Origin of the sequence: Pseudomonas sp. CAN1 (assembly GCF_030462585.1) — a bacterium.
Taxonomy (GTDB): domain Bacteria; phylum Pseudomonadota; class Gammaproteobacteria; order Pseudomonadales; family Pseudomonadaceae; genus Pseudomonas.
On the sequence record NZ_JASMRU010000027.1, the window covers coordinates 16341 to 40345 of the forward strand.

At 66.5% G+C, this 24005-nt stretch carries 19 protein-coding genes; 9 read left to right on the forward strand and 10 right to left on the reverse strand.

Annotated features, from left to right (window positions below; genetic code table 11):
• Positions 1 to 32: 32 nt before the first annotated feature.
• The 3 genes from QO207_RS25080 to QO207_RS25090 all read right to left on the reverse strand — a co-directional run bounded on the left by QO207_RS25080 (position 33) and on the right by QO207_RS25090 (position 3286).
• On the reverse strand, positions 33 to 1037 hold the full coding sequence (locus tag QO207_RS25080; RefSeq protein ID WP_301535011.1) for a GlxA family transcriptional regulator: 1005 nt from the start codon (positions 1035 to 1037) through the stop codon (positions 33 to 35).
• Between the two features lie 63 nt (positions 1038 to 1100).
• Positions 1101 to 2513 carry a GABA permease gene (gene gabP / locus QO207_RS25085; protein WP_301534973.1) on the reverse strand — a complete coding sequence of 471 codons (1413 nt, stop codon included), beginning with the start codon at positions 2511 to 2513 and terminating at the stop codon, positions 1101 to 1103.
• A 275-nt stretch (positions 2514 to 2788) separates the two neighbouring features.
• Positions 2789 to 3286 carry a MarR family winged helix-turn-helix transcriptional regulator gene (locus QO207_RS25090; RefSeq protein WP_301534974.1) on the reverse strand — a complete coding sequence of 166 codons (498 nt, stop codon included), beginning with the start codon at positions 3284 to 3286 and terminating at the stop codon, positions 2789 to 2791.
• Between the two features lie 115 nt (positions 3287 to 3401).
• On the opposite strand from QO207_RS25090, the gene QO207_RS25095 reads away from it, so the two are divergent.
• Together QO207_RS25095 and QO207_RS25100 are read left to right on the forward strand one after the other, a co-directional pair.
• The gene (locus QO207_RS25095) at positions 3402 to 4571 is read left to right on the forward strand and encodes an MFS transporter (protein WP_301534975.1); all 1170 of its coding nucleotides are present in this window, start codon (positions 3402 to 3404) and stop codon (positions 4569 to 4571) included.
• Between the two features lie 64 nt (positions 4572 to 4635).
• The gene (locus tag QO207_RS25100) at positions 4636 to 5295 is read left to right on the forward strand and encodes a glutathione S-transferase family protein (RefSeq protein ID WP_301534976.1); all 660 of its coding nucleotides are present in this window, start codon (positions 4636 to 4638) and stop codon (positions 5293 to 5295) included.
• Between the two features lie 215 nt (positions 5296 to 5510).
• Here QO207_RS25100 and QO207_RS25105 read toward each other — a convergent pair whose 3' ends face one another.
• Together QO207_RS25105 and QO207_RS25110 are read right to left on the reverse strand one after the other, a co-directional pair.
• Positions 5511 to 7004 (reverse strand): aldehyde dehydrogenase, encoded by a 1494-nt coding sequence (locus QO207_RS25105; protein ID WP_301534977.1) that lies wholly within the window; start codon positions 7002 to 7004, stop codon positions 5511 to 5513.
• Positions 7005 to 7378: 374 nt separating this feature from the next.
• The gene (locus QO207_RS25110; protein ID WP_301534978.1) at positions 7379 to 9052 is read right to left on the reverse strand and encodes an MFS transporter; all 1674 of its coding nucleotides are present in this window, start codon (positions 9050 to 9052) and stop codon (positions 7379 to 7381) included.
• A 489-nt stretch (positions 9053 to 9541) separates the two neighbouring features.
• Here QO207_RS25110 and ccsA point away from each other — a divergent pair, with 489 nt between their 5' ends.
• The 5 genes from ccsA to peaD all read left to right on the forward strand — a co-directional run bounded on the left by ccsA (position 9542) and on the right by peaD (position 16520).
• A complete protein-coding gene (ccsA, locus tag QO207_RS25115; protein ID WP_301535012.1) occupies positions 9542 to 11725 on the forward strand; it encodes a cytochrome c biogenesis protein CcsA in 2184 nt (727 codons plus the stop codon).
• 198 nt (positions 11726 to 11923) lie between these two features.
• A complete protein-coding gene (gene peaA, locus QO207_RS25120; RefSeq protein ID WP_301535013.1) occupies positions 11924 to 13495 on the forward strand; it encodes a quinohemoprotein amine dehydrogenase subunit alpha in 1572 nt (523 codons plus the stop codon).
• A 76-nt stretch (positions 13496 to 13571) separates the two neighbouring features.
• Entirely contained in the window at positions 13572 to 15002 is a 1431-nt protein-coding gene (gene peaB, locus QO207_RS25125) for a quinohemoprotein amine dehydrogenase maturation protein (RefSeq protein WP_301534979.1), read from the forward strand.
• 1 nt (position 15003) lies between these two features.
• Positions 15004 to 15327 (forward strand): quinohemoprotein amine dehydrogenase subunit gamma, encoded by a 324-nt coding sequence (qhpC, locus tag QO207_RS25130; protein ID WP_015477047.1) that lies wholly within the window; start codon positions 15004 to 15006, stop codon positions 15325 to 15327.
• 59 nt (positions 15328 to 15386) lie between these two features.
• Complete coding sequence (peaD, locus tag QO207_RS25135) at positions 15387 to 16520, forward strand: quinohemoprotein amine dehydrogenase subunit beta (RefSeq protein WP_301534980.1); 1134 nt, start codon at positions 15387 to 15389, stop codon at positions 16518 to 16520.
• Positions 16521 to 16586: 66 nt separating this feature from the next.
• Here peaD and QO207_RS25140 read toward each other — a convergent pair whose 3' ends face one another.
• A complete protein-coding gene (locus QO207_RS25140) occupies positions 16587 to 16739 on the reverse strand; it encodes a PSPA7_2676 family Cys-rich small protein (protein ID WP_301534981.1) in 153 nt (50 codons plus the stop codon).
• Between the two features lie 337 nt (positions 16740 to 17076).
• On the opposite strand from QO207_RS25140, the gene QO207_RS25145 reads away from it, so the two are divergent.
• The gene (locus tag QO207_RS25145; RefSeq protein ID WP_301534982.1) at positions 17077 to 17883 is read left to right on the forward strand and encodes an SDR family oxidoreductase; all 807 of its coding nucleotides are present in this window, start codon (positions 17077 to 17079) and stop codon (positions 17881 to 17883) included.
• Positions 17884 to 18196: 313 nt separating this feature from the next.
• Here the strand turns inward: QO207_RS25145 and QO207_RS25150 are convergent, their stop codons facing one another.
• From QO207_RS25150 to pbpG, 4 genes are all read right to left on the reverse strand, one after another.
• Complete coding sequence (locus QO207_RS25150) at positions 18197 to 18763, reverse strand: TetR/AcrR family transcriptional regulator (protein ID WP_301534983.1); 567 nt, start codon at positions 18761 to 18763, stop codon at positions 18197 to 18199.
• A gap of 210 nt (positions 18764 to 18973) precedes the next feature.
• Positions 18974 to 20107 (reverse strand): thiolase family protein, encoded by a 1134-nt coding sequence (locus QO207_RS25155; protein WP_301534984.1) that lies wholly within the window; start codon positions 20105 to 20107, stop codon positions 18974 to 18976.
• Between the two features lie 17 nt (positions 20108 to 20124).
• Positions 20125 to 20601 (reverse strand): PaaI family thioesterase, encoded by a 477-nt coding sequence (locus tag QO207_RS25160; protein ID WP_301535014.1) that lies wholly within the window; start codon positions 20599 to 20601, stop codon positions 20125 to 20127.
• A gap of 226 nt (positions 20602 to 20827) precedes the next feature.
• Positions 20828 to 21760, reverse strand: coding sequence for a D-alanyl-D-alanine endopeptidase (gene pbpG, locus QO207_RS25165; RefSeq protein WP_301534985.1), 933 nt, complete (start codon positions 21758 to 21760; stop codon positions 20828 to 20830).
• Between the two features lie 524 nt (positions 21761 to 22284).
• On the opposite strand from pbpG, the gene QO207_RS25170 reads away from it, so the two are divergent.
• Entirely contained in the window at positions 22285 to 23964 is a 1680-nt protein-coding gene (locus QO207_RS25170) for an AMP-binding protein (protein WP_301534986.1), read from the forward strand.
• Positions 23965 to 24005 lie beyond the last annotated feature (41 nt).

Here is a 24005-nt window from a genome sequence, read left to right on the forward strand (position 1 = left end):
TTGCTCGCGAACCGCATGGCACGGTATTCCTCCTACATGGCGCGCTGCGCTTTCACGCATCCAAAGCGCGCTTCCTTCGAAGGCGAGTAACCATAGAACGACGTGTAGCACTTGCTGAAATGGCTGGGCGAGACGAAGCCGCAGGCCAGCGCCACCTCATACATCGGCAGGCTGGAGTGCTGCAGCAGGCGGCGGCTTTCGGTGATGCGCAGTTCCAGGTAATAGCGCACCGGCGTGGTGCCCAGTTGCTCCTGGAACAGCCGCTCGATCTGCCGTTTCGAACGCCCCACGTAGCGCGACAGCTGGTCCTGGTTCAGCGGCTCCTCGATGTTCGCGCTCATCAGGTTGATCGCCTCGCGCAGCGGCTCGCTGAGCTTCTCGTGCAGCGCCGGGCGGGTGCGGCGGAAGCGCGACTCCTCGAAGGCGAGGATGTCGACGATGGCTTCCACCAGTTCGCGACCGTGGCGCTGGTTGATCCACTCCAGCACCAGGTTGAAGGCACCGGTGGGGCTGGCGGCGGTGAGGCGGTCGCGGTCGGCCTGGTAGCTTTCGCTGGTGACTTCGCTGTGCCGGGCGATCTCCGCCAGCGCCGCGCGGTTCTCCGGGTGGATGGCGCAGCGGTAGCCGTCGAGCAGGCCGGCCTGGCCGAGGAACCAGGCGCCGTTCCACAGGCCGGCGAGGGCGATGCCCCTGTCGGCGGCACCCTGCAACAGGCGGGTCAGTTCCGGGAGCGCCCGCAGTGGGGTGCGCAGGCCGCCGCAGACCACCAGCAGGTCCAGCTCGGCGAGCTGTGTCGAGTTCAGTGTGGCGCCAGGGCAGATCACCAAACCAAGGTCGCTGGCGACCGACTCGCCGTCCAGGCTGAAGGTCTCGCTGGCGAAGGTCTGCGCGCGAATCAGGTTGGCGGTCACCAGTGTGTCCAGCGCCTGGGTAAAGGCTGGCAGGGAGAAGTGTTCCAGCAGCAGGAAGCCCACCCGCGCGAGGCGGCTGGTCTCCTTCGGTTCACCGTCGAGATAGCGGAGGTTGCGGCCCTGCATGGCCCCACTGAACTGTCGGCGTTCGACCAAGCGGCACCTCGTCTGCGTGAGTGGGCGGGCGCTTCAGCCGCGCACGGTGCGGCGGCTGAGGGAGGTCTGGGCGTGGGGCGAACCGCGTCGGCTGGTCTGGCTGAGTAGGATGATAATCACCGTCAGCGCCAGGGTCGAACTCACCTCGATACGGTGCGACGGCATGATGAACATCACCGCGAGGATGAAGCTGATGATCCCGATCACCAGCCAGGTCAGCCAGGGGAACAGCCACATGCGGAACACCAGTTCGTGGTTGCGCCGGCGCAGGATGCCGCGCATGCGCAGTTGCGACACGGCGATGGCCAGGTAGACCAGCAGGGCGATGGAGCCCGAGCTGGCCAGCAGGAACTCGAACAGCCGCCCCGGCGCAAAGAAGTTGAGCAGGGTGGTGAACATGCCGATCAGCGTGCTGGCGATCACCGCCGCGCGCGGCACGCCGGCCTTCGAGGTGCGCTGGATGAAGGCCGGCGCGTCGTGGCGGCGGCTCAGCGAGTAGATCATCCGCGAGGCGATGTACACCGAGGAATTCAGGCAGCTGGCCACGGCCACCAGTACCACCAGGTCCATCAGCAGCTGCGCGTTGGGGATGTGCAGCAGCTCCAGGGCGCGCTGGTAGGAGCCGATCTCCACCAGACGCGGATCGTTCCACGGAACCACCGAGATGATCACCAGGATCGACAGCAGGTAGAACACGCTGATGCGCCAGATCACCGAACGCGTGGCCTTGGCGATATTGCGGCTGGGGTCGCTGGATTCGGCGGCGGCGATGGTCACCGCTTCGGTGCCGATGAAGCTGAACAGGGTGGTGATCAGCGCGCTGAAGATGGCCGTCCAGCCGTTGGGCATGAAGCCGCCGTGCTCGTGCATCAACTTGCCCAGGCCACTGGCCTCGCGCCCCGGCAGCAGGCCGAACAGCGCGGCGCCGCCAAGGCCGATGAAGGCGACGATGGCGACCACCTTGAGCATGGCGAACCAGAATTCGAACTCGCCGTACTTGGCCACGCTGAACAGGTTGGTGACGGTGAGCAGCAGCGTCATCGACAGGGCGAATACCCAGGTCTCGACCTGCGGGAACCAGTTGTTGAGGATGACCCCGGCGGCGATCGCCTCGATGGGGATCACCAGTACCCAGAACCACCAGTACAGCCAGCCAATGGTGAAGCCGGCCCAGCGGCCGATGGCCTGGTCGGCGTAGGCGGAGAAGGAGCCGGTATCCGGGCTGGCCACGGCCATCTCGCCGAGCATGCGCATCACCAGTACCACCAGCAGCCCGGAGAGGGCGTAGGCGACGATGGCGGAAGGGCCGGCGGCGGCAATCGCGTGGCCGGAGCCGACGAACAGGCCCGCCCCGATGATTCCCGCGATGGAAAGCATGGTTACGTGGCGGGGCTTGAAGCCCTGCACCAGATCGCCATTGGCGCCTTTTGCACTGGGAGCACTCATCTGTCGGCCTTTTATTGAAATTGTTATGTAGGGCGCGATGACGCGTGGCCGGGTGCAGCTTCCCCGCAGCGCTGGCTCCTGATGTGGAGGCTGGGGAATCCGCGTGGCGGCAATGCGCTTCACGCGGGGCTCAAGCTAAGGCAGTGGGTGAGCGGCGAGTTGCTCGAAATCGCCATGGGCATGACCAAAAGCGACATGGCCGGCCGGCGGGATGCTGGCCAGAAGCCGCTCCGGGACGATGGTTCCTCTACGCGCAGGACTAGGAATACGGTCGCTCAGCGAGTGGTTTCGGGCAGGCTGGCGAGGAGTTTTTCCAGCAGGGCGCAGAGCTTCTTCTGCTCGGCGGCGCTCAGGCCAGAAAGCACCTGGCGCTGGTTGTCAGCATGGGCGCCGACGGCCTGGTCGATCAGCGCCAGGCCCGCCTCACTGAGGCCGACCAGCGAACCGCGGCCGTCCTCTGGGTTGGGCATGCGCTGGATCAGGCCCTGCTTTTCCAGGCGGTCGAGGCGGTTGGTCATGCTACCGGAGGAGATCATCGCCGCCTCGTAGAGCACCGTTGGCGTGAGGCGGAAAGGCGCGCCGCTGCGGCGCAGGGTGGCGAGCACGTCGAACTCGCCCGGTTGCAGGCCGTACTCGGCGAACAGCGGGTTGAGGTGGTCGCGGGCGATCAGCTGGGCGGCCTCGCCGAGGCGGCCGAGCAGCAGCATGCCGTCGGTATCCAGCTCGGGGAGTTGCTGGCGCCATTGCTCGACGGCGAACGCGGCTCTGTCCATGGCGGCTTCCTTTTTATCTTGATGTCGAGATACATTGAATTTGTCTTGATGTAGAGATATTCGCCTGCGCCGTCCTCGCGATCAAGTGCTGGCGCCCACTGAAAGGATGTTTGCCATGTCTCGAACCGTCTCCCTTGCCGCCTGCCTGCTCGCCGTCGTGCTGGCCGGCCTCAACCTGCGCCCGGCGCTGGCCTCCATCGGCCCGCTGCTGGACGCGCTGCAGGCTTCCGCGCAGTTGTCCGACAGCCTCGCCAGCCTGCTCACCAGCCTGCCGGTGCTGCTGATGGGCCTCGGCGCGCTGGGTGCCGCCCAGTTGCTGCGCCACTTCGGCGTGCGTCGTGGCGTGGCGTTCGGCCTGCTGCTGATCGCATGTGCCTGCGTGCTGCGCCTGTTGCCGGGGCAGGTCGGGTTGCTTGGCGGCGCAGTGCTCGCCGGCCTGGGCATTGCTGCCTGCCAGGCGCTGCTGCCGGTGTTCATCCGCCAGCGCTTCGGCGCGCGGGTCGGTGGGGCGATGGGCGCTTATTCCACCGCAATCATGGGCGGCGCGGTGCTGGCCAGCGTGGCCTCGCCGTGGCTGGCGCAAGCCTGGGGCGAGCTGCCGGCGCTGGCGTTCTGGGCTTTGCCGGCCTTGCTGGCGCTGCCGATTTGGAGCCGCGCGGCGCAGGGCGAGGTACCCGTCAGCTCCGCCGCTCCGGCCTTTGCCGGCATCGCCCGGCGCGCGGCGTGGCTGGCGCTGTTCTTCGGCCTGGGCACCGGCGCCTATGTGCTGGTGCTCGCCTGGCTGCCGCCGTACTACACGGCGCTCGGTTGGACGCCCGCCCAGGCAGGTGCGTTGCTCGGTGGGCTGACGCTGACCGAGGTGGTCGCAGGTTTGCTGGTCTCGGCCTTCATCGACCGCCTGCCGGACCGCCGCCCGGCGCTCGTGCTGGCCATCGGGCTGCTGTTCGGCGGCCTGGTCGTGCTGGTGATGTGGCCGCAGCAACTGGTGCTGGTGGCGATGATCGGGCTCGGCCTGGGCATCGGCGCGCTGTTCCCGCTGTCGCTGATCGTCGCCATGGACCGCGCCCGCAGCCCCGCCGAGGCCGGCGCACTGGTGGGCTTCGTGCAGGGCGTCGGCTACCTGATCGCGGCGCTGTTTCCGCTGCTGGCGGGGCTGGCGCGGCAGTCCATGGCCAGCTTGGCGCCGGCCTGGATCGGCATGGCGTTGGTGTGCCTGGTGATGCTCGTCCTGGCCAGCCGCTTCGCACCATCGCGGCCGGAGGCGGGGCAGGCGCAGGGCTGCTGAGAAATCCATGGCGCGCTCATTCGGGTCTAGGCTGAGTACTTTCGTCTGCCCCTGGTGACCCGCCATGTCCCTCGTCCTGTTCGGCCATCCGTTTTCCTCCTACACGCAGAAGGTGCTGATCGCCCTCTACGAGAACGCCACGCCCTTCGAGTTCCGCGGCCTCGGCCCGGACCAGCCGGAGAACGGCGCGCACTGGCTGCGCCTGTGGCCGATTGCGAAGTTTCCGGTGCTGCTGGATGGCGAGCACAGCGTCGCCGAGACCAGCATCGTCATCGAGTACCTGCACCTCAAGCACCCCGGCCCGGTGCGCCTGCTGCCGGACGATCCGCTGAAGGCGCTGGATGTGCGCTTCCTCGACCGCTTCTTCGACTGGCACGTGATGACCCCGGTGCAGCATGCCGTTCTCGGTGCCATGAGCGGCGAAGCAGGCAAGCGCGCCGAAGGGCTGGCCCACGCCGTGAGCAAACTCGAACTGGCCTATGCCTGGCTGGAAGCAGAACTGGGCGGGCGCGCCTGGGCGGCGGGCGACAGCTTCAGCCTCGCCGACTGCGCGGCGGCACCGTCACTGTTCTATGCGGACTGGACCCATCCCATCGGCGACCAGTATCCGACGCTGCGCGCCTACCGCTCGCGATTACTGGCGCGTCCGTCCTTCGCTCGCGCGGTGGAGGAGGCGCGGCCGCACCGGCCACTGTTCCCGCTGGGTGCGCCGGATCGGGATTGAGGGCAAAAAAATCCCCCGTGCGCTGCCGCGACCGGGGGATGCAAGACCCGCGCAGGGGGATCGCGCGGGTGAGGTAGACGGTTTGATATCGGCAGCAAGCCGCGGTGCCACCTGATGGCGTAGGAGCGGACTCTGTCCGCGATGATTTCCGGCGCGATGCGGACCTATCGCGGACGGAGTCCGCTCCTACCCAGCTTGCAAGTTCTGGTGCGGGCTTACAGGCGGATCAGCACCGACTTCAGCTCGGTGTAATGCTCGATGGCGGCGGCGCCCATCTCGCGGCCGACGCCGGACATCTTGAAGCCGCCGAAGGGCAGCGCCGGGTCCAGTGCGCTGTGGCAGTTGACCCACACCGAGCCGGACTTGATGCGCGGCACCATGCGGTGCACCGCCGCCAGGTCGTTGGACCAGACGCTGGCGCCCAGGCCGTAGGGGCTGTCGTTGGCCAGGCGCAGGGCGTCGTCGATGTCGTCGAAGGGCATGGCGACCAGCACCGGGCCGAAGATTTCCTCCTGCACCAGCGGGTTCTTCTGGTCGACGTCGACGATCACCGTGGGTTTGACGAAGTAGCCGGGGCCGAACTGTTCGCCGCCGCAGGCGATGGTGGCGCCCTTGTCGCGGCCCAGTTCGATGTAGTCGAACACGCGCTTCTGCTGCTTGGCGGAGATCAGCGGGCCCATGTCGATGCTCGGGTCCAGGCCGTTGCCCAGCTTCATGCCGTTGGCGATGCCGGAGATATCGGCGATGACGTTGTCGAAGTGCTTGCGCTGCACGTACAGGCGCGAGCCAGCGCAGCAGACCTGGCCCTGGTTGAAGAAGATCGCCTGGGCGGCGCCGGCGGCGGCGGTGGCGAGATCGGCGTCGGCCATGACGATGGTCGGCGACTTGCCACCCAGCTCCAGGGTCACGCGGGTCATGTTGTCCATGGCCGCCTTGCCGATTTCCTTGCCTACCGGGGTCGAGCCGGTGAAGGTCAGCTTGTCCACCAGCGGGTGGTGGGAGAGGGCGGCGCCGGCGGTGATACCGGCGCCGGTGACGACGTTGAATACGCCGGCCGGGTAGCCGGCTTCGAGCACCAACTCGGCGAGTTTCAGCGCGGACAGCGGCGTCTCGTCGGCGGGTTTGAGCACCACGCTGCAGCCGGTGGCCAGCGCCGGGCCGAGTTTCCAGCAGGCCAGCAGCAGCGGGAAGTTCCAGGCGACGATGGCGCCAACCACGCCGACCGCTTCGCGGCGGATATAGCCGTGGAATTCGCCATCGGGCATCAGCGGCATGGACACGTCGACGGTGGTGCCTTCGATCTTGGTGGCGTAGCCGGCCATGTAGCGCAGGAAGTCGATGGCCAGTTGCACGTCCATGACGCGGGCGACGGCGGCGCTCTTGCCGTTGTTCAGGCATTCCAGCTCGGCCAGCAGGTCGGCGTCGCGCTCCATCAGGTCGGCGAGTTTCCACAACAGGTTCTGCCGTTCGCGCGGGCGGGTGCGGCTCCAGGCCGAATCATCGAAGGCCTGGCGCGCGGCGCGCACGGCGCGGTCGACGTCGGCAGCGGTGCCGGCCGGCACCTGGCAGAGCACTTCGCCGGTGGCCGGGTTGCGCAGGTCCATCAGTGCGCCGTCGCTGGCGGAGCTCCAGTCGGCACCGATCAGCATCTTCGGGGCGCGCTGCAGGAAGGCGCGGGATTCGGGCTTGATGGGCAGGGATGCAAGCATTGCGTTGGCCTCTTGTTGTCTGTTCGTGCTCCCGGTCCGGGAGGCGCTGAGGCGAGGTATCGCAACGGCTGTGCCAAGGCTGTCTTGTTGTTACAACTTATTGAATTAAAAGAATTTAATGGAGATTTGTGGCGAGCGGGAGAAAAAGCCGCTGTCGCATTGTGCGACAGCGGCTGAGACGGTCCTGGCTTGTTTTCAGATGAGAGTTCGGAGCTGGGCGTTCCCTCTCCCTAACCCTGGCTGCGCGCCCCGCTCCGAAGGGAGAGGGGACCGTTCGGAGCAGGTTGAAACCGTGATGTCAGCCGGCACGGATAGCTCCCTCTCCCTTCAGGGAGAGGGCTGGGGAGAGGGGCTCTCCGGCGAGGCACAACCCCTCAGTCGGTAATATCCCGATCCTTGGTCTCCGGCAGGAAGAAGATGCCGAGGATGGCCGTCATCACCGCGATGACGATGGGGTACCAGAGGCCGTAGTAGATGTCCCCGGTGGCCGCCACCATGGCGAAGGCGACGGTGGGCAGGAAGCCGCCGAACCAGCCGTTGCCGATGTGGTAGGGCAGCGACATGGAGGTGTAGCGGATGCGCGTCGGGAACAGCTCCACCAGCCACGCGGCAATCGGCCCGTAGACCATGGTCACGTAGATCACCAGCACGGTCAGCAGCACCAGCATCATCAGGTGGTTGATCTTCGCCGGGTCGGCTTTCTCCGGGTAGCCGGCTTCCTTCAGCGTGGCAGCCAGCTGCGCGGTGAAGACCTCGGACTGTACCTTGAACTCCGCAGCCGGCATGCCGGCCCCTTCGAAGCTGGCGATGACCTTGTCGCCAATGTGTACCTGGGCCGTCGCGCCGGTCTCGGCCCTGATGTTCTCGTAAGGGATGGCGCGCTTGGCCAGCAGGCTCTTGGCCATGTCGCAGGAGCTGACGAATTTCGCCTTGCCCACCGGATCGAACTGGAAGGAGCAGGCGTTCGGGTCGGCGACCACGGTTACCGGGTTCTTCTCCTGGGCGGCGAACACGTCCGGGTTACCGTACTGCGTCAGGCCGTGGAAGATCGGGAAGTAGGTCAGCGCGGCGAGGATGCAGCCGGCCATGATGATCTTCTTGCGGCCGATGCGGTCGGACAAGCTGCCGAAGAACACGAAGAACGGTGTGCCCAGCAGCAGGGAGCCGGCGATCAGCAGGTTGGCGGTCTGCGCGTCGATCTTCAGCGTCTGCAGCAGGAAGAACAGCGCGTAGAACTGCCCGGTGTACCAGACCACGGCCTGGCCGGCGGTGCCGCCGAGCAGCGACATGATCACCACCTTGAGGTTGTCCCAGCGGCCGAAGGATTCGGTCAGCGGCGCCTTGGACGCCTTGCCTTCCTCCTTCATCTTCAGGAACACCGGCGACTCGGAAAGCTGCAGGCGGATGTACACCGAGACGATCAGCAGCAAGATCGACAGCAGGAAGGGAATCCGCCAGCCCCAGGCCTCGAACGCCTCGTTGCCCATCACCGAGCGGCAGGCCATGATCACCAGCAGCGAGAGGAACAGGCCCAGGGTCGCGGTGGTCTGGATCCACGAGGTGAAGAAGCCGCGCTTGCCCTTGGGCGCGTGCTCCGCGACGTAGGTCGCCGCGCCGCCGTACTCGCCGCCCAGGGCCAGGCCCTGCAGCAGGCGCAGGGTGATCAGGATGATCGGCGCCGCCACGCCAATGGTGGCGTAGGCGGGCAGCAGGCCGACGATGGCGGTGGAGACGCCCATGATGATGATGGTGATGAGGAAGGTGTGCTTGCGCCCGATCATGTCGCCCAGGCGGCCGAACACGATGGCGCCGAAGGGCCGCACCGCGAAGCCGGCGGCGAAGGCCAGCAGGGCGAAGATGAAGGCGGTGGTTTCATTGACCCCGGCGAAGAAGTGCTTGGCGATGATCGCCGCCAGGGAGCCGTAGAGGTAGAAGTCGTACCACTCGAACACTGTGCCCAGGGACGAGGCAAAGATGACCTTGCGTTCCTCCTTGGTGATCCCGCTGTGAGGAGCGTTGCCCGCGGCCGGGCTGTATGTCTGCGCCATGTTCGTCTCCGTCTTGTTGTTGTTTTGGGCCGGAGTCCCTCAATACCGTTACCGCGCTCGAGCCCAGGGCTGATGTCAGGTCGTACGGATTGCGCAAAGCTGGAATACAGGCAGCCCTGCGAAAGGCCGCAAGGTCATCTGAAAGCATAATCGTTCTCAGGTATTCGGCCACTTGCCGAACCCGGCAACGCCACGGCTGGCGCGGATTGGCGCCTGTTCTGGACAGGTCGGATGACGCGAGGCGTCTGGCTGGCACCTCGATGGCAGGCATTCCCTCGCTGGAAAGTCGCGCAATTAGACCATCGTCTATAACGGCTGGAGTCGTCTCAGACTGCTACAGCTGTCGCGATCTGCCACGCGATGGCGCTCGCGGAAGCTGTGCAGCCTGCTGTTTCGCAAGGTTTTTTCCGCCTGGCACGCAACGTGAAACGCCCTGGGTTTCGCCCTGCGCCACGTCGGCGCTGCACAAGGAGGCCTGGCTTGAAGAGGATGCACCTGTCGTCGCCGTGGATCGCGGGGCCGTTGGCCGCTGCGCTGACCTGCCTGCTGTTGTGGTTGCTGCCCGGCGTGGGCAACGTTTTGCTCTGGGCCCTGGCGGCGCTGATTGCCCTGGGCGCCATCCGCCAGGAGTGGCGCGGGCTGGCCTGGCCGCTGGCCCTCGGCGCGCTGTGCGGTGCCTGCCTGGCGCTGGGGCTGCACCTGGTGGCCGACCACTTCCAGCTGCGCTACGCGTGGCTCTACAGCAGCGCGGCGCTGCCGGCCTACCTGAAGTTCTCCAACCTCTGGGGTGGCGACGAGGGCACGGTGCTGCTGCTGGCGACCTTCTGCATGGCCATCGCCCAGAAGGGCGCGCCGCTGCCGGGCTGGTCCGGGCGCGGCATGGCGCTGATCGCCGCCTGGTATGTCGCCACCGCTGCCTGGCTCGGGCCGTTCAGCGTGACGCCGGCCGACTGGCTGGCGGCGCAGCCGAGCCAGGGCATGAACGCCCATCTGCAAACCTTCTGGATGTCGCTGCACGCGCCGCTGATTCTCTGTGCCTACTCCTGGGTGCTGGCGCCCGCCGGTGCCGCACTCGAAGCACTCGGGCGGGGCGGCCACGCCTACGCCTGGGTGATGCCGCGCTACAGCCGCCGCGCCTGGCTGATCCTCAGCGCGGGCATCGGCGTCGGCATGGCCTGGGCCATGGAGGACTTCACCTACGGCCAGCTGTGGCACTGGGACCCGGTGCAGACCTCGGCCTTCATCATCTGGGCGCTGCTCGGCGCGGTGTTGCACGGCGCCCGCCGCTGGCGCGCGGATGGCTCCTACGCACGTCTGTTGCCGGTGCTCAGCCTGCTGGCGGCGACCATGGCCTGTGGTGCGATGGCGGTGACCCGCAGCACGGTGCTGGCCAGCTCGCACCGCTACATCGGGACAACGTCCTGGCTCAGCCACCTGGCTTTGGCGGCCATCCTGCTGGCGCTCGCGGCATTCCACCTGCTGGCCGGGTGGCGCTCGCGCAAGGCGGCAGGGCGACGCCGGGGCGCGTCGGACTGGACCCTGGACGTGGCCATCTACCTGTTCGCCGGCACCGGGCTGCTGGCCCTCGGTGCGCTGCTTCAGGCGCATCTCTACGAATGGCTGGGGATGGAGCGCCCCAGCGAACTGAAACCCTTCTTCGAGACCCTGACCGCCTGGGCCACCACCGCCGAGATGGACAGCCTGCGCCGCGCCTTCGACCAGTGGGACGTCAACGGCTATGGCCTGGCGCACTGGGTGGTGCCGCTGCTGGCGGCGCTCGGCCTGATGGGCGGCTACAGCTTCCTGCGCCGTTGCGGACGACCCCGGCTGGCTTTGCTGGCGACTGTGCTGATGGCGGCCGTGATGCTCTGGACCGGCTGGCACGGTGGTTGGCTGAACGACAGTTACAACGGCGACGGCATGCTCTCGCAGAACATCGTGCGGGTGCTGCCCTGGCTGGACGCGGCGCTGCTGGGCGGCGCCTTCCTGATGGGCAGTTGCCTGCTCTGGGGCGTACTGACCCTGTGGCGTAGCCGGCGCCTGGGCAACCTGCGCTACAGCGGCGGCCTGGCGCTGGTCCACGGCGGCGCAGTGATCGCGCTGGTGGGCGGGCTGGCCGCCACGGCGCTGAACAGCTACCAGCAGATCAGCATCCCGCCGGGCACTTCCTTCGAGCAATGGCATGCGGTGATCGGTGGCATGCAGATGCGCGTCTCGCCGGATGCCAGCCGGCCGGATTTCTCCGGCTACCACGCGGTCGCCAAGGTGGAGCTGCGCGACGGCGAGCGCACGCTGGCCGGCCACGCGCTGTTCCAGGACAGCCGCGGCAACCCGCCGGCCTATCAGGGCCCGGTGCGCCAGCTCTGCGAAATCCTCGACTACCACTACGCGCGTTTTGCCTCGGATCGCGGCTACGTGCTGCACCCGTTCATCGTGCGTGGCTGGAGCGGCGACCTGCAGATCTGGGTACCGGCGTCCGCGCGGCTGCTCAAGCAGCCCGGCGACGACATCGAGAGCGTGGTGGTGGTGCGGCGCTTCCCGTTCCTCTCGCTGGTCTGGGTCGGCCTGCTGACCATGCTGTTCGGCGCCTTGTTGCTGCCGGCGGGCGGCGCTTTGCGCAAGCCGGACCATACTGCTTCGCAGGGTGTCGCACAGCCCCTGTCTCAGAGTTAGACAGCAATCGCGAAATGTGACGGCGCAACCCCGGCAGCCACTGCCGGGAGTGCCCGCAAATACCGCCGAAAGCCTGAATCGGCGGGGTATGCGCAGTAGTGGCACACAACCTGCAAAACTGCTTTTCAAGAGCTCGCTCTTAGCCCATCGGTGGGCGCGAATAACCAACAAGAATACCGAGGAGGCCTGACCTTGAAGATGACACGACTTCGGCACTATCTGGGTGCCGGAACCCTGGCCGCACTGGCCCTTGCGCTGCACCAGACGGCCCAGGCCGCACCCGAGGGCCAGGCGATCATCAACGCCAAGTGCCAGGCGTGCCATACGCCCGAAGGCAACAACTCCCTCAGCCGCATCAGCCACCAGCGCAAGACCCCCGAAGGCTGGCTGATGAGCATCGCTCGCATGCAGGTGATGTATGGCCTGAAGATCACCGACGAGGAGCGTCGCTCGGTGGTCAAGTTCCTCGCCGACAAGCAGGGCCTGGCGCCCAGCGAGACCGACGGCGTGCGCTACGCCCTGGAGCGCCGGCTGAACACCGTCGAGGACTTCGATACCCACTTCGAGCAGATGTGCGCGCGTTGCCACTCGGCTGCGCGCATCGCCCTGCAGCGCCGCCCGGCGGCGGAATGGGAGAAGCTGGTGAACTTCCACCTCGGCCGCTGGCCGTCGCTGGAATACCAGGCCCTGGCCCGCGACCGCGACTGGTTCGACCTGGCGAAGAAAGAGATGGTGCCGGAACTGGCCAAGCGCTTCCCGCTGGACAGCAAGGCCTGGTCCGACTGGCAGAAGAACCGGCCCAAGGCCGAGACCCTGGCCGGCGACTGGAGCTTCGCCGGGCACATGCCGGGCAAGGGCGACCTGGCCGGCAGCATGAGCGTGAGCAAGGACGGCGACGACGCCTTCAAGGTCAGCGTGAAGGGCCAGTACGCCGACGGCTCGCCGTTCAGCGGCGAGGGCAGCGCAGTGCTTTACAACGGCTACGAGTGGCGCGGCGCGGTCAAGGTCGGTGACGTGACCATGCGTCAGGTGTTCGCTGCCCTGAATGGCCAGATGCAAGGGCGCATGTTCGACAAGGCCCACGATGAGCGCGGCCTCGACTTCGTCGCGGCGAAGGACGGCACCAGCCACGTGCTGGGCGTGCAGCCGGCCTACATCAAGGCGGGTGCGGAGACCGAAGTCAGCGTGGTCGGCACCGGCCTGAAGGGCAAGCCGTCGTTCGGCAAGGGCGTGGAGGTGGTGTCGGTGGTCTCCGAGACGCCCGAGCGCGTGACCGTCAAGGTCAAGGCCAGCGATGCGGCCGCCGCTGGTGAGCGCGATGTCAGCGTCGGCACTGCCAAGGGCGGCAGCCTCGCGGTGTACAAGGACATCGCCGAAGTGAAGGTGGTGCCGGAGTTCTCCATCGCCCGCATCGGCGGCAATGGCGGCTCCACGCCCAAGGTCCAGGGCAGCTTCGATGCCGAGGCCTGGGGCAAGGGCGCCGACGGCAAGCCGTTCCGCATCGGCGTGTTCCCGGCGCAGTGGTCGGTCGAGCCTTTCGATGACCGCGCCAAGGAAGACCAGGACGTGAAGTTCGCCGGAGCGATGGATGCTGCCAGCGGCATCTTCACCCCGGGCGACGCCGGCCCGAACCCGGAACGCAAGATGATGACCAACAACGCCGGCAACCTGAAGGTGATCGCCGCGGTGGATGACGCCGGCCAATCGCACAAGGGCGAAGGGCACATGATCGTCACCGTGCAGCGTTGGAACAACCCGCCGATCCCGTAACTGTCGGTATCGGATGAACTGAACGCATGAGCCCCGCCTGCGGGCGGGCGTACCAAGCAAGTTCCGGGAGGTCGCCATGGGCGCCATCTTGAATCTGGTCGAACGCAACCTGCATGAAGTGCAGGTCGACGCCGACCGCCTGTTGTTCCACATACCCAGCTCCTCGCTGTTCGCCAGCGACGAGCTGACCGGCGGGATCATCGACGCGCTGCGCGGGCATGCCTGCTCGCCGGACGAGCTGACCCAGCGTCTGAGTGGCCGTTTCGCCGCCGCGGATATCGACGAGACCCTGCGCGAGCTGATCGCGCTGGAACTGGTCAGCGACGGCTCGCCGCTGACCCCTGAAATCGGCATCAAGAAGGTTGACCGCACCGCGCTCAACACCGTGGTGCTGAACGTCAACACCGGCTGCAACCTCAGCTGCACCTACTGCTACAAGGAAGACCTGGACAAGCCCTCCGCCGGCAAGAAGATGGGCGCGGAAACCGCCGAGGCTTCGGTGGAAATGCTGATCCAGGAATCCCCCGAAGAGCAGCGCTACACCGTGGTGTTCTTCGGTGGCGAACCGCTGTCCAACCGGCCGTTGATCGAGCACATGGTCGCGTACTGCGAGCGCCGATTCGGCGCGCTGGGCAAGACGGTGGACTTCGTCATGACCACCAACGCCACGCTGCTCACCGAGGAAATCGTCGACTGGCTCAACGCCCATCGCTTCGGGCTGTCCATCAGCATCGACGGGCCGAAGACGGTGCACGACCGCAACCGCATCACCGTGGGCGGGCAGGGCACCTACGACGTGGTACGGCGCAAGGCCGACATGCTGCTGTCGCGCTACACCGCGCGGCCGGTGGGCGCACGGGTGACCCTGACCACCGGCGTCACCGACGTCGAGACCATCTGGAACCACCTGTTCAACGAGATGGGCTTTGCCGAAGTCGGTTTCGCCCCGGTCACCTCGGGCGACATCAGCAGCTACAACCTCACCACCGACGAGCTGAAGGCTGTCTTCGCCGGCATGAAGGCCCTCGGCCGCCGCTACCTGGACGAGGCGCTGGAAGGGCGCAACATCGGCTTCTCCAACCTGCACCAGCTGATCACCGACATCCACGAAGGGCAGAAGAAGGCCCTGCCGTGCGGCGCCGGCCTGAAGATGCTGGCGGTGGACCACAAGGGCGAGCTGAACCTGTGCCACCGCTTCACCGGCTCTTCGTTGCCGACCTTCGGCAACGTCCATGAAGGGGTGAAGCAGGCCGAGCTGAACGAGTTCCTCTCGCAGCGCCTGGACCGCACCGACACCGGCTGCGCCAGCTGCCACATCCGCAACCTCTGCTCCGGCGGCTGCTACCACGAGAGCTACGCGCGCTACGGCGACCCGGCGCACCCCACCTACCACTACTGCGAACTGATGAGGGACTGGGTCGACTTCGGCATCGAGGTCTACAGCCGGATCATGGCCTCCAACCCCAGCTTCATCGACCGCCACATCACTCCGCGGAAGGCGCACTGACATGAAACATCTGAAAGCGATCAACACCAAAGCACAGAAGCTCGAACAGGCTGCCGCCGAGGATCGCATCGAAGACGTGGTGGCGATGAACTCCGTGGCCGGCTGCGCGGCGACCACCGACCCGGGCTGGGAAGTCGACGTGTTCGGCGGCGTGTCCTCGCTCTGCCAGCCGATGGAAGCGGACCTCTACGGCTGCTCCGACCCCTGCTGGTGGCCGGCCCAGGTGCCGGACATGATGAGCACCTACCCCGACTGGAACAAGGATGCGCAGGCCTCGGCCGAGAACTGGCGCAACCTCGGCACCGTATTCCCGGACGACAAATGATCGGACTGACGAATATCGGCCCAACGAGCATGGACCAGAAGAACAAGAGGAAAACCTGCATGTCCAGAAAAGCATTCGCCGCCGCGCTCGGCGGCCTCTCGCTGGCCTGCGCGCTGCAAGCTCTCGCCGCCGACGCTGGCGCAGACGTGAGCAAGGCGCTGGAAAGTGGCCACGAGTACCTGATCAGCACCAACTACCCGAACAACCTGCACGTCATCGACATGCAGACCGACAAGCTGTTCAAGACCTGCACCATCCCCGGCGCCTACGGCCCGGGCATGACCCAGTTGTCGCCGGACCGCAAGACCGTCTACATCCTCAGCAACCACTACGCGGACATCTACGGCATCCAGCTCGATGACTGCAAGCCGGTGTTCCACGCCACCATCGCGCAGAAGCCGGGCGAGAACGCACGGGCGATGTTCTCCATGACCGTCAGCCATGACGGCAAGGAAATCTACGCCATTGCCAACCCGACGCTGATCCTCGCCGAGCACTACGAGGTGCAGCAGCCGCGCCTGCAGGTGTACTCCGTTGCGGACGGCATGGAGGCCAAGCCGGTGCGCACCTTCCCGGCGCCGCGCCAGCTGACCATCATGCAGAGCGGCGACGACGGCACCCTCTACGTGGCGGGCCCGGACATCTACAAGGTGGACGTGAAGACCGGCAAGTTCGACGTGGTGATTCCCAGCCGCAACTGGAAGCGTCCCAACTACGCGCCGCCAGATGTGCTCTACGTGTGGAACCAGCAGACCTATCCGCGTGACTTCTCGCTGCTCTACACCACGGCGAAGTTCAAGGACGCCAAGCAGGACCCGGCCACGGCTGACTTCCTCTACGGCTTCTTCAACATCGACCTGGCGACCGGCAAGACCGAGACCGTCGACTTCGGCCCGGTCACCGAGGTGTACTTCAGCGGCATCCGCTCGGCCAAGGACCGCAACATCATCTACGGCGTGCTGAATCGCCTGGCGAAGTACGACATCAAGGAGCAGAAGCTGGTCAAGGCGGCGAACCTGGACCACTCCTACTACTGCCTGTCGACCAACAAGGCCGGCAACAAGCTGTACCTGACCGGCACCCTGAACGACGTGGCGATCTTCGATGCCGACAGCCTGGAGCGTATCGGCGATCTGAAGCTGCCCGGCGGCGACATGGCGATCACCACCAGCCAGGCGTTCGTGGCCAACTGATCTTTATCGAGCCACACCCCATGCCCGGAGCACGAACGTGCTCCGGGCATTTTCTTTGGGCCGACTTCAGATTTCCGGCTCGGGGCTCCCGCTCTTCATGGCCAGATACCTCTGTGCACCGCAGCGCGCACAGCGCTGGCAGAGCATCGGCACGCGGCCGACTTCGGTCAGATTCCCTTCATCCCAAACACATCCCAGGAAAAAGCAGCGCAATCGCATGTGTCCTCCTCCGGATCGCTCCGGTGCATAGACAGGCAGCAGGGTGCAGGTGACGCTCCGGGATTGTTCTTGTGTGGAGACGTTCGCGAGCCTCTCGCGGAGGCTCTGGAATGGGCAACCTAAACTGCCGGATGGTGCCTGACGACCGTATCGCAAGGCTTTCCAGCCACTTCCAGGCCGTTCGTCAGCGCTGAATGGCAGGCCTTGACATATAATATGATGAGCATAATATTCGCAATCAGATGACGGTCATCATTCCAGTGGCCGGACATTCCAGACGGCCATCCGGCCCACTCAATCCTGCAAGCGGGGCGACTGCCTCCCTGGAGCAAGAACCATGAATGCCAAATCCGAACTGGGCCGTGCACTGATCACCGGTGCTTCCTCCGGCATCGGCGCCACCTACGCCCAGCGCCTTGCCGCCCAGGGCTACGACCTGCTGCTGGTGGCCCGCGACCAGCAGCGCCTGGAAGCCCTGGCCACGCGTCTGGCCGAGGAATACGGCGTCTCGGTGGACGTGTTGAAGGCCGACTTGACCCGTCGCGAAGACCGCGCCCGCATCGAGGCCCGCCTGGCCGAAGACGCCAGCCTCAGCCTGCTGCTGAACAACGCCGGCGTGGCGATCAACGGCACGCTGCTGGAGACCGACCTGGACCGCCTGGAAAGCATGATCGAGCTGAACGTCATCGCCACCGCGCGCCTGGCCGGCGCTGCCGCCAAGGCCTTCGCCGGGCGTGGGCGCGGCACCATCATCAACGTGGCCTCGGTGCTGGCCCTGGCGCCGGAACTGTTCAACGGCAGCTACAGCGCCACCAAGGCCTTCGTGCTCAACCTGACCCAGTCCATGCAGCAGGAACTGGCGCCGCTGGGCCTGCGCATCCAGGCCGTGTTGCCGGGTGCCACCCGTACCGAAATCTGGGACCGCGCCGGCACTGATATCTCCGCACTGCCGGCGGAGATGCTGATGGATGTGAACCACATGGTCGACGCCGCGCTGGCCGGCCTGGCCCAGGGCGAAGTGGTGACCTTGCCGGCGCTGCCGGATGCGGGCGAATTCGATGCCTTCACCGCCGCGCGCCTGAAGATGGCACCGAACCTGTCGCGCAGCGCCCCGGCGCAGCGTTATGGCGTGGCGCTGGCCTGATCGAGTAACTGAGTGGCGAAAAGCTTGCCCCGGCCTTGCGCCGGGGCTTTTTTATGCGGGTTCGAAATGGCGTGGACGCTTTTCGTAGGAGCGAGCTTGCTCGCGAACCCGCAAGGCACGGTTGCTGGGCGATTCGCGAGCAAGAACGATGGCGTCCCCCTCGCTCCTACAGGTGTCGATCGGCGCTGAAATTGGTGCGTGGGAGCGTAGGGCGAATAACCTGGAACAGGTTATCCGCCGGCCCTTGAGCGGCGGATAACGCTGGCGCGTTATCCGCCCTACAGAAGCGCCGCAGGTGCCTGCTGTGGGTGATTCACTCCGCTGCGCCGATCTCGCGCTTCAGGTGCCGGCGGGTGCTCTCCAGGATGCGGTCGGACATCTCCGGATCAGCCACGCTGCGCGCCAGCACCAGCGCACCGATCAGGGTGGCGAGCATGGCGACGCTCTCGTCCTCGGCATGCTCGCTGGGCAGCGCCTTCTCAATGGCGTCGATCCGTGCCTGGACGATGGCGTCGGTGGTGGCGCTGGCAWGGCCGCGCGCGCCCAGTTCGGCCGAGATGGTCGGCAGCGGGCAGCCCTTGCCGGGCGCGTTGCGGTGGCCGGGGGAGAGGTACTGGTCGATGAAGCCGGGCAGCGGCTCGGCCTTCTCGAACTGCTGGTCGACGACCGGGCGCAGTTGCTCGGCGGCCTGCTGCAGGGCGATCTCCACCAGCTCGTCCTTGGACTTGAAGTGCGCGTAGAAACCGCCGTGGGTCAGGCCCAGCGCCTTCATCAGCGTCTGCAGGCCGGTGGCGTCCACACCCTCGCTGCGGAAGCGCTGCGCCGCCTCGTTGATGATGCGTTCGCGGGTCTGGGCCTTGTGGTCTTCGGAGTAACGCATGACCGGTCTCCTGCGGATCATGGAATGCTGGATGTCATTCTAACGCAGGGTTGGCGAGGGGAGGTGATTCAGGACAGACAGGGCATGCGCGGAAAGAGGATCGCGGACGGAGTCCGCTCCTACGATCAACCTCGACCGCGTAGGAGCGGACTCCGTCCGCGATGTCTTCGCCCAATATCGGGCCCTCAGTGGCACGGTAAGGCGTGACAATCAGCTAACGGCTTCGAGCAAGGTCGCCACACCTTGCCCACCGCCAATGCACTGGGTCGCGATGGCATAGCGCCCGCCGGTTTCCTTCAGCAGTGCCGCCGCCTTGCCGGTGATGCGCGCGCCGGTGGCGCCCAGCGGGTGGCCGATGGCGAGGGCGCCGCCGTGCAGGTTGACCCGGTCGCTATCTAGCTCCAGCCCGCGCAGGCAGGCCAGTGCCTGGCTGGAGAAGGCCTCGTTGATCTCCACCAGGTCGATGTCGGCCATGCGCAGTCCGGCGCGGTCGAGCAGCTTGCGGGTCGCATAGAGCGGGCCCATGCCCATGATTTCCGGCGGGCAGCCGACCACGGCGACGGCCTTCACTCGCGCCAGGATGTCCAGCCCGTTGGCGCGGGCGAAGTCCTCGCTGCACACCAGTACGGCCGCCGCGCCATCGGTGAGCGGCGAGGCGGTGCCGGCGGTAACGCTGCCGCCGAAGGCCGGCTTGAGCTGCGTCAGCGCCTCCAGGTTGGTGCCGGGGCGGATGCAGCCATCCTCGCTGACAACGCCATTGGGCGTGTCGACGGGCACGATTTCCGCCGCCAGCAGGCCCTGCTCGCGGGCGCGGGCAGCCTTGGCGTGGGAGTCCACGGCCATGGCTTCCTGGTCCGCGCGGGAGATGCCGAAGCGCTCGGCGACGATCTCGGCAGTTTGCCCCATGGGCATGTAGGCCTGGGGGAACTCCGCCAGCAGGCGCGGGTTGGGCGAGAGGTTGAAGCCGCCCATGGGCACGCGGGTCATGGATTCCACGCCCGCGCAGATGAAGGCATCCCCCGCGCCGAGCTGGATCTGCCCGGCGGCGAAGTGAATGGAGGTCATGGACGAGCCGCAGAAGCGGTTCACCGTGGCGCCGGCCACCGTTTCCGGCAGCCCGGCGAGGAAGCCGGTGATGCGCGCCAAGTTCATGCCCTGTTCGGCCTCGGGGTAGGCGCAGCCCATGATCAGGTCTTCGATCAGCCGGGCGTCCAGGCCACTGCGCGCTACCAGGCCCTTGACCGTCTGCGCGGCGAGGTCGTCCGGGCGCACGTCGATCAGCGCGCCTTTTTTCGCGAAGTGGAACGGGGAGCGGGCATAACCCGCGATGACGACGGAAGTCATGGTCGTTCTCCTGAATGTCAGCGCCCGAGGATCAGGCAGGTGGTGGAGCCGGTGGCGTAGAGCCGGCCGTCCACGTCGTAGAGGCGGCCCTCGGCCAGGGCGGTGGAGCGGCCGATGTGCACCAGGGTGCCTTCGGCGCGGATCGGCCCGGTGTCGCGGGTCAGTGCGCGGATGTAGCTGATGCGCAGGTCGGTGGTGGTGTAGCCCAGCCCCGGTTCGAGCATGGTGTGCACCGCGCAGCCCATGGCCGAGTCCAGCAGCGTCGCCGCGTAGCCGCCGTGCACGGTGCCCAGCGGGTTGTAGTGGCGCATGTCCGGGGTGCCCTGGAAGATGAAGCGGCCCTGGCCCCATTCCAGCGGGACGAAGCCGATCAGCGCATTGATCGGCGGGGCGGGCAGCTCGCCGGCGCCGATGCCGTCGAAGAACTCCTGGGGCGTCTTGCCGCGCAATTCCTGCAGCGACACCACGCCAGGTTCGGCCAGGCGCTGGCGCATCTGCGCGGCCGCCGCTTCCCAGGCGGCAATCTTCTGTTCACGGGTGAGTGTCAGTTCGGTCATCGCAAGGCTCCGGCAATCAAATATTACGGTCGTCATACTAGCATTGAATGACGATCGGCATATAAGTGGCGGAAGCGCCATCCAGCAGGGCTGAAGCGACAGGCTGAAAAGAGGAAGGAGAGGGCGGCTGGCGGAGCGGACTCCGCCAGCGCGGGGGAGGAGCTTACTCGGCGTTGGCCGTGATGTTGGCCGCACGCGCCTGACTGCGCTGGGCCTTGTACTGCAGGGCGACGGCGGGCACCGGCGAGGCGACACCGGTTTCCACCCAGCGGCGGATGCGGCTGGCGTCGGCCACGTGGGTGCGCTTGCCGAAGGCATCGAGCAGGGCCAGGGCGACCGGGCGGCCGTTCATCATGGTGACCATCACCAGGCAGTGGCCGGCGTCGTTGGTGAAGCCGGTCTTGGTCAGGCGGATGTCCCACTTGCCGTTGCGCACCAGCGGGTTGGTGTTGAAGAAGCTCAGGGAGTAGCTGGGCTTGCTGAAGCGTGCGTCGCTGGTCGCGGTGGTGCTCATCGCGCGGATCTGCGGGTAGGTGTAGGCGGCCTTGGCCAGGCGGATCAGGTCGTTGGCGTCGGAGACGTTGTGGATCGACAGGCCGGTGGGCTCGACGTAGTGGGTGCTGGTCATGCCGAGGGATTTCGCCTTGGCGTTCATCGCCGCGACGAAGGCTTTCGAGCCGCCCGGATAGTTGTGGGCGAGGCTCGCGGCCGCGCGGTTCTCCGAGGACATCAGCGCCAGCAGCAGCATGTTCTGGCGGCTGATCATGCTGCCCAGGTGGACGCGGGAGAACACGCCCTTCATCTCGGCGGTCTCGGAGATGTCCACGGGGATCAGCTCGTTCATCGGCAGCTTGGCGTCCAGGGTGACCATGGCGGTCATCAGCTTGGTCACCGAGGCGATGGGCACCACCAGGTTGGGATTGCTGGAGTAGAGGGTCTTGCCGTTTTCCAGGTCGACCACCAGGGCGCTGCCGGAGGCGAGCACCAGCTCCTTGGGCGATGCCGCCTTGGCGGGGGAGGCGGCGAAGGTGTTCGATGAACAGACAACAGCGGCACAGGCAAACAGCAGGCTCAGTATCGAACGACGACTAGGCATGGATGTAATTCGCAAGATTATGGTGGGAATGTGTCTACATCCATGTAGGCAATTTCCGCGAATTCTAATGCAAGGTCCGCCATAGCGCACGTGGTGCGGGGCGTCTCAGATTGCGACAGCCTGAGACGTACCGGCACCTGTTTCAGCAAGGCCGCAACCCGCGCTGGACATCGCGGCGCGGCAGCTTGCCCGAGCTGTTGCGAAATGCAACCGGAACGGCGTCCGCTTGAACGGCTGAAAACCTTCTGAAAGCCGCGCCGTATATGGCGTTCAGGCCGGATGGCACGCTTTGTGAGTAGCTATCCTTCAATGAGCGGAGGCGCCCGGCCCGCTGCGCTGCCAATGGTCGGGCAATGGTCGGGGTTGCGTTTACCTTTACGTTAACGTAAACATGTCCCGCAGCCTGCGACCGGCCAGTCAGCCGCGTGGCTGCCGGTAAGCAAGCGCGGTTCCCGACGCCCGACGTCGCTGCCTGAACCGCTCGTTCAGCGTTGATCCCAGAACAAGCACAACAAGGGAAAGCCATGAACCACCTGAGTTACACCCGCGGCCCGCAGGACAAGCCCCTGCTGGCCATGACCGTCGGCGCAGCCTTCGACGCCACCGTCGAGCGTTTCGCCCCGCGCGAGGCGCTGGTCGTGCGTCACCAGAACCTGCGCTACACTTGGGCCGAACTGGCCGAGGTGGTCAATGGCATCGCCCGCGCTTTTCTAGCCCTCGGCCTGCGTCCCGGCGACCGCCTGGGAATCTGGGCGCCCAACTGCGCGCAGTGGTGCGTCACCCAGTTCGCCAGCGCCAAGGTCGGCGCCGTGCTGGTCAACATCAACCCGGCCTACCGGGTGAACGAACTCGAATATGCGCTCAAGCAGTCCGGCTGCCGCTGGCTGGTGTGCGCCGACTCCTTCAAGTCCTCGGATTACCACGGCATGCTCGCCGACCTGCTGCCTGAACTGGGGCAGGGCCGGCCGGGCGAGCTGTCCAGCGACCGCCTGCCGGAGCTGCGCGGGGTGATCAGCCTGTCCGACAGCGCGCCCACCGGCTTCCTGCGCTGGAGCCAGCTGGAGCCGCTGGGCCGAGGCATCGCCGCCGGCGAACTCGCCGAGCGCCAGGCGCTGCTGCAGTTCGACGAGCCGATCAACATCCAGTACACCTCCGGCACCACCGGCTTCCCCAAGGGCGCCACGCTCAGCCACTACAACATCCTCAACAACGGCCTGATGGTCGGCGACAGCCTCGGCCTCACCGAGCACGACCGCCTGGTGATCCCGGTGCCGCTGTACCACTGCTTCGGCATGGTGATGGGCAACCTCGGCTGCCTGACCCACGGCTCCACCATGATCTACCCCGCGCCGAGCTTCGAGCCCGAGGCGACCCTGGCGGCGGTGGCGGAAGAAAAGGCCACCGCGCTGTACGGCGTACCGACCATGTTCATCGCCGAACTGGACCACCCGACCCGCCGCGACTTCGACCTGTCGAGCCTGCGCACCGGCATCATGGCCGGCGCCACCTGCCCGATCGAAGTGATGCGCCGGGTCATCGACGAGATGCACATGGCCGAAGTGCAGATCGCCTACGGTATGACCGAGACCAGCCCGGTGTCGCTGCAGACCGGCCCGGAAGACGACCTGGAAACCCGCGTCACCACGGTCGGCCGCACCCAGCCGCACCTGGAAAGCAAGATCATCGACGCCGACGGCCGCATCGTCCCGCGCGGCACCATCGGCGAGCTGTGTACCCGTGGCTACAGCGTGATGCTCGGCTACTGGAACAACCCGCAGGCGACCTCCGAGGCCATCAGCCCGGCGCGCTGGATGCTCACCGGCGACCTCGCCGAGATGGACGAAGCCGGCAACGTGCGCATCGTCGGGCGCAGCAAGGACATGATCATCCGCGGCGGCGAGAACATCTATCCGCGCGAGATCGAGGAATTCCTCTACACCCACCACGCCGTCGCTGACGCCCAGGTGATCGGCATCCCCGACGAGAAGTACGGCGAGGAACTGGTGGCCTGGGTCAAGTTCCACCCCGGCCACAGCGTCGTCGAAGACGAGCTGCGCGCCTTCTGCAAGAACGCCATCGCCCACTTCAAGGTGCCGCGCCACTTCCGCTTCTGCGACGAGTTCCCGATGACGGTGACCGGCAAGATCCAGAAGTTCCGCATGCGCGAGATCAGCATCGAAGAGGTGCGCAGCAAGCGTGGTTGATCACCCGATGCCTGCCTGCGCCCTGGCGCGCGCCCGGAATG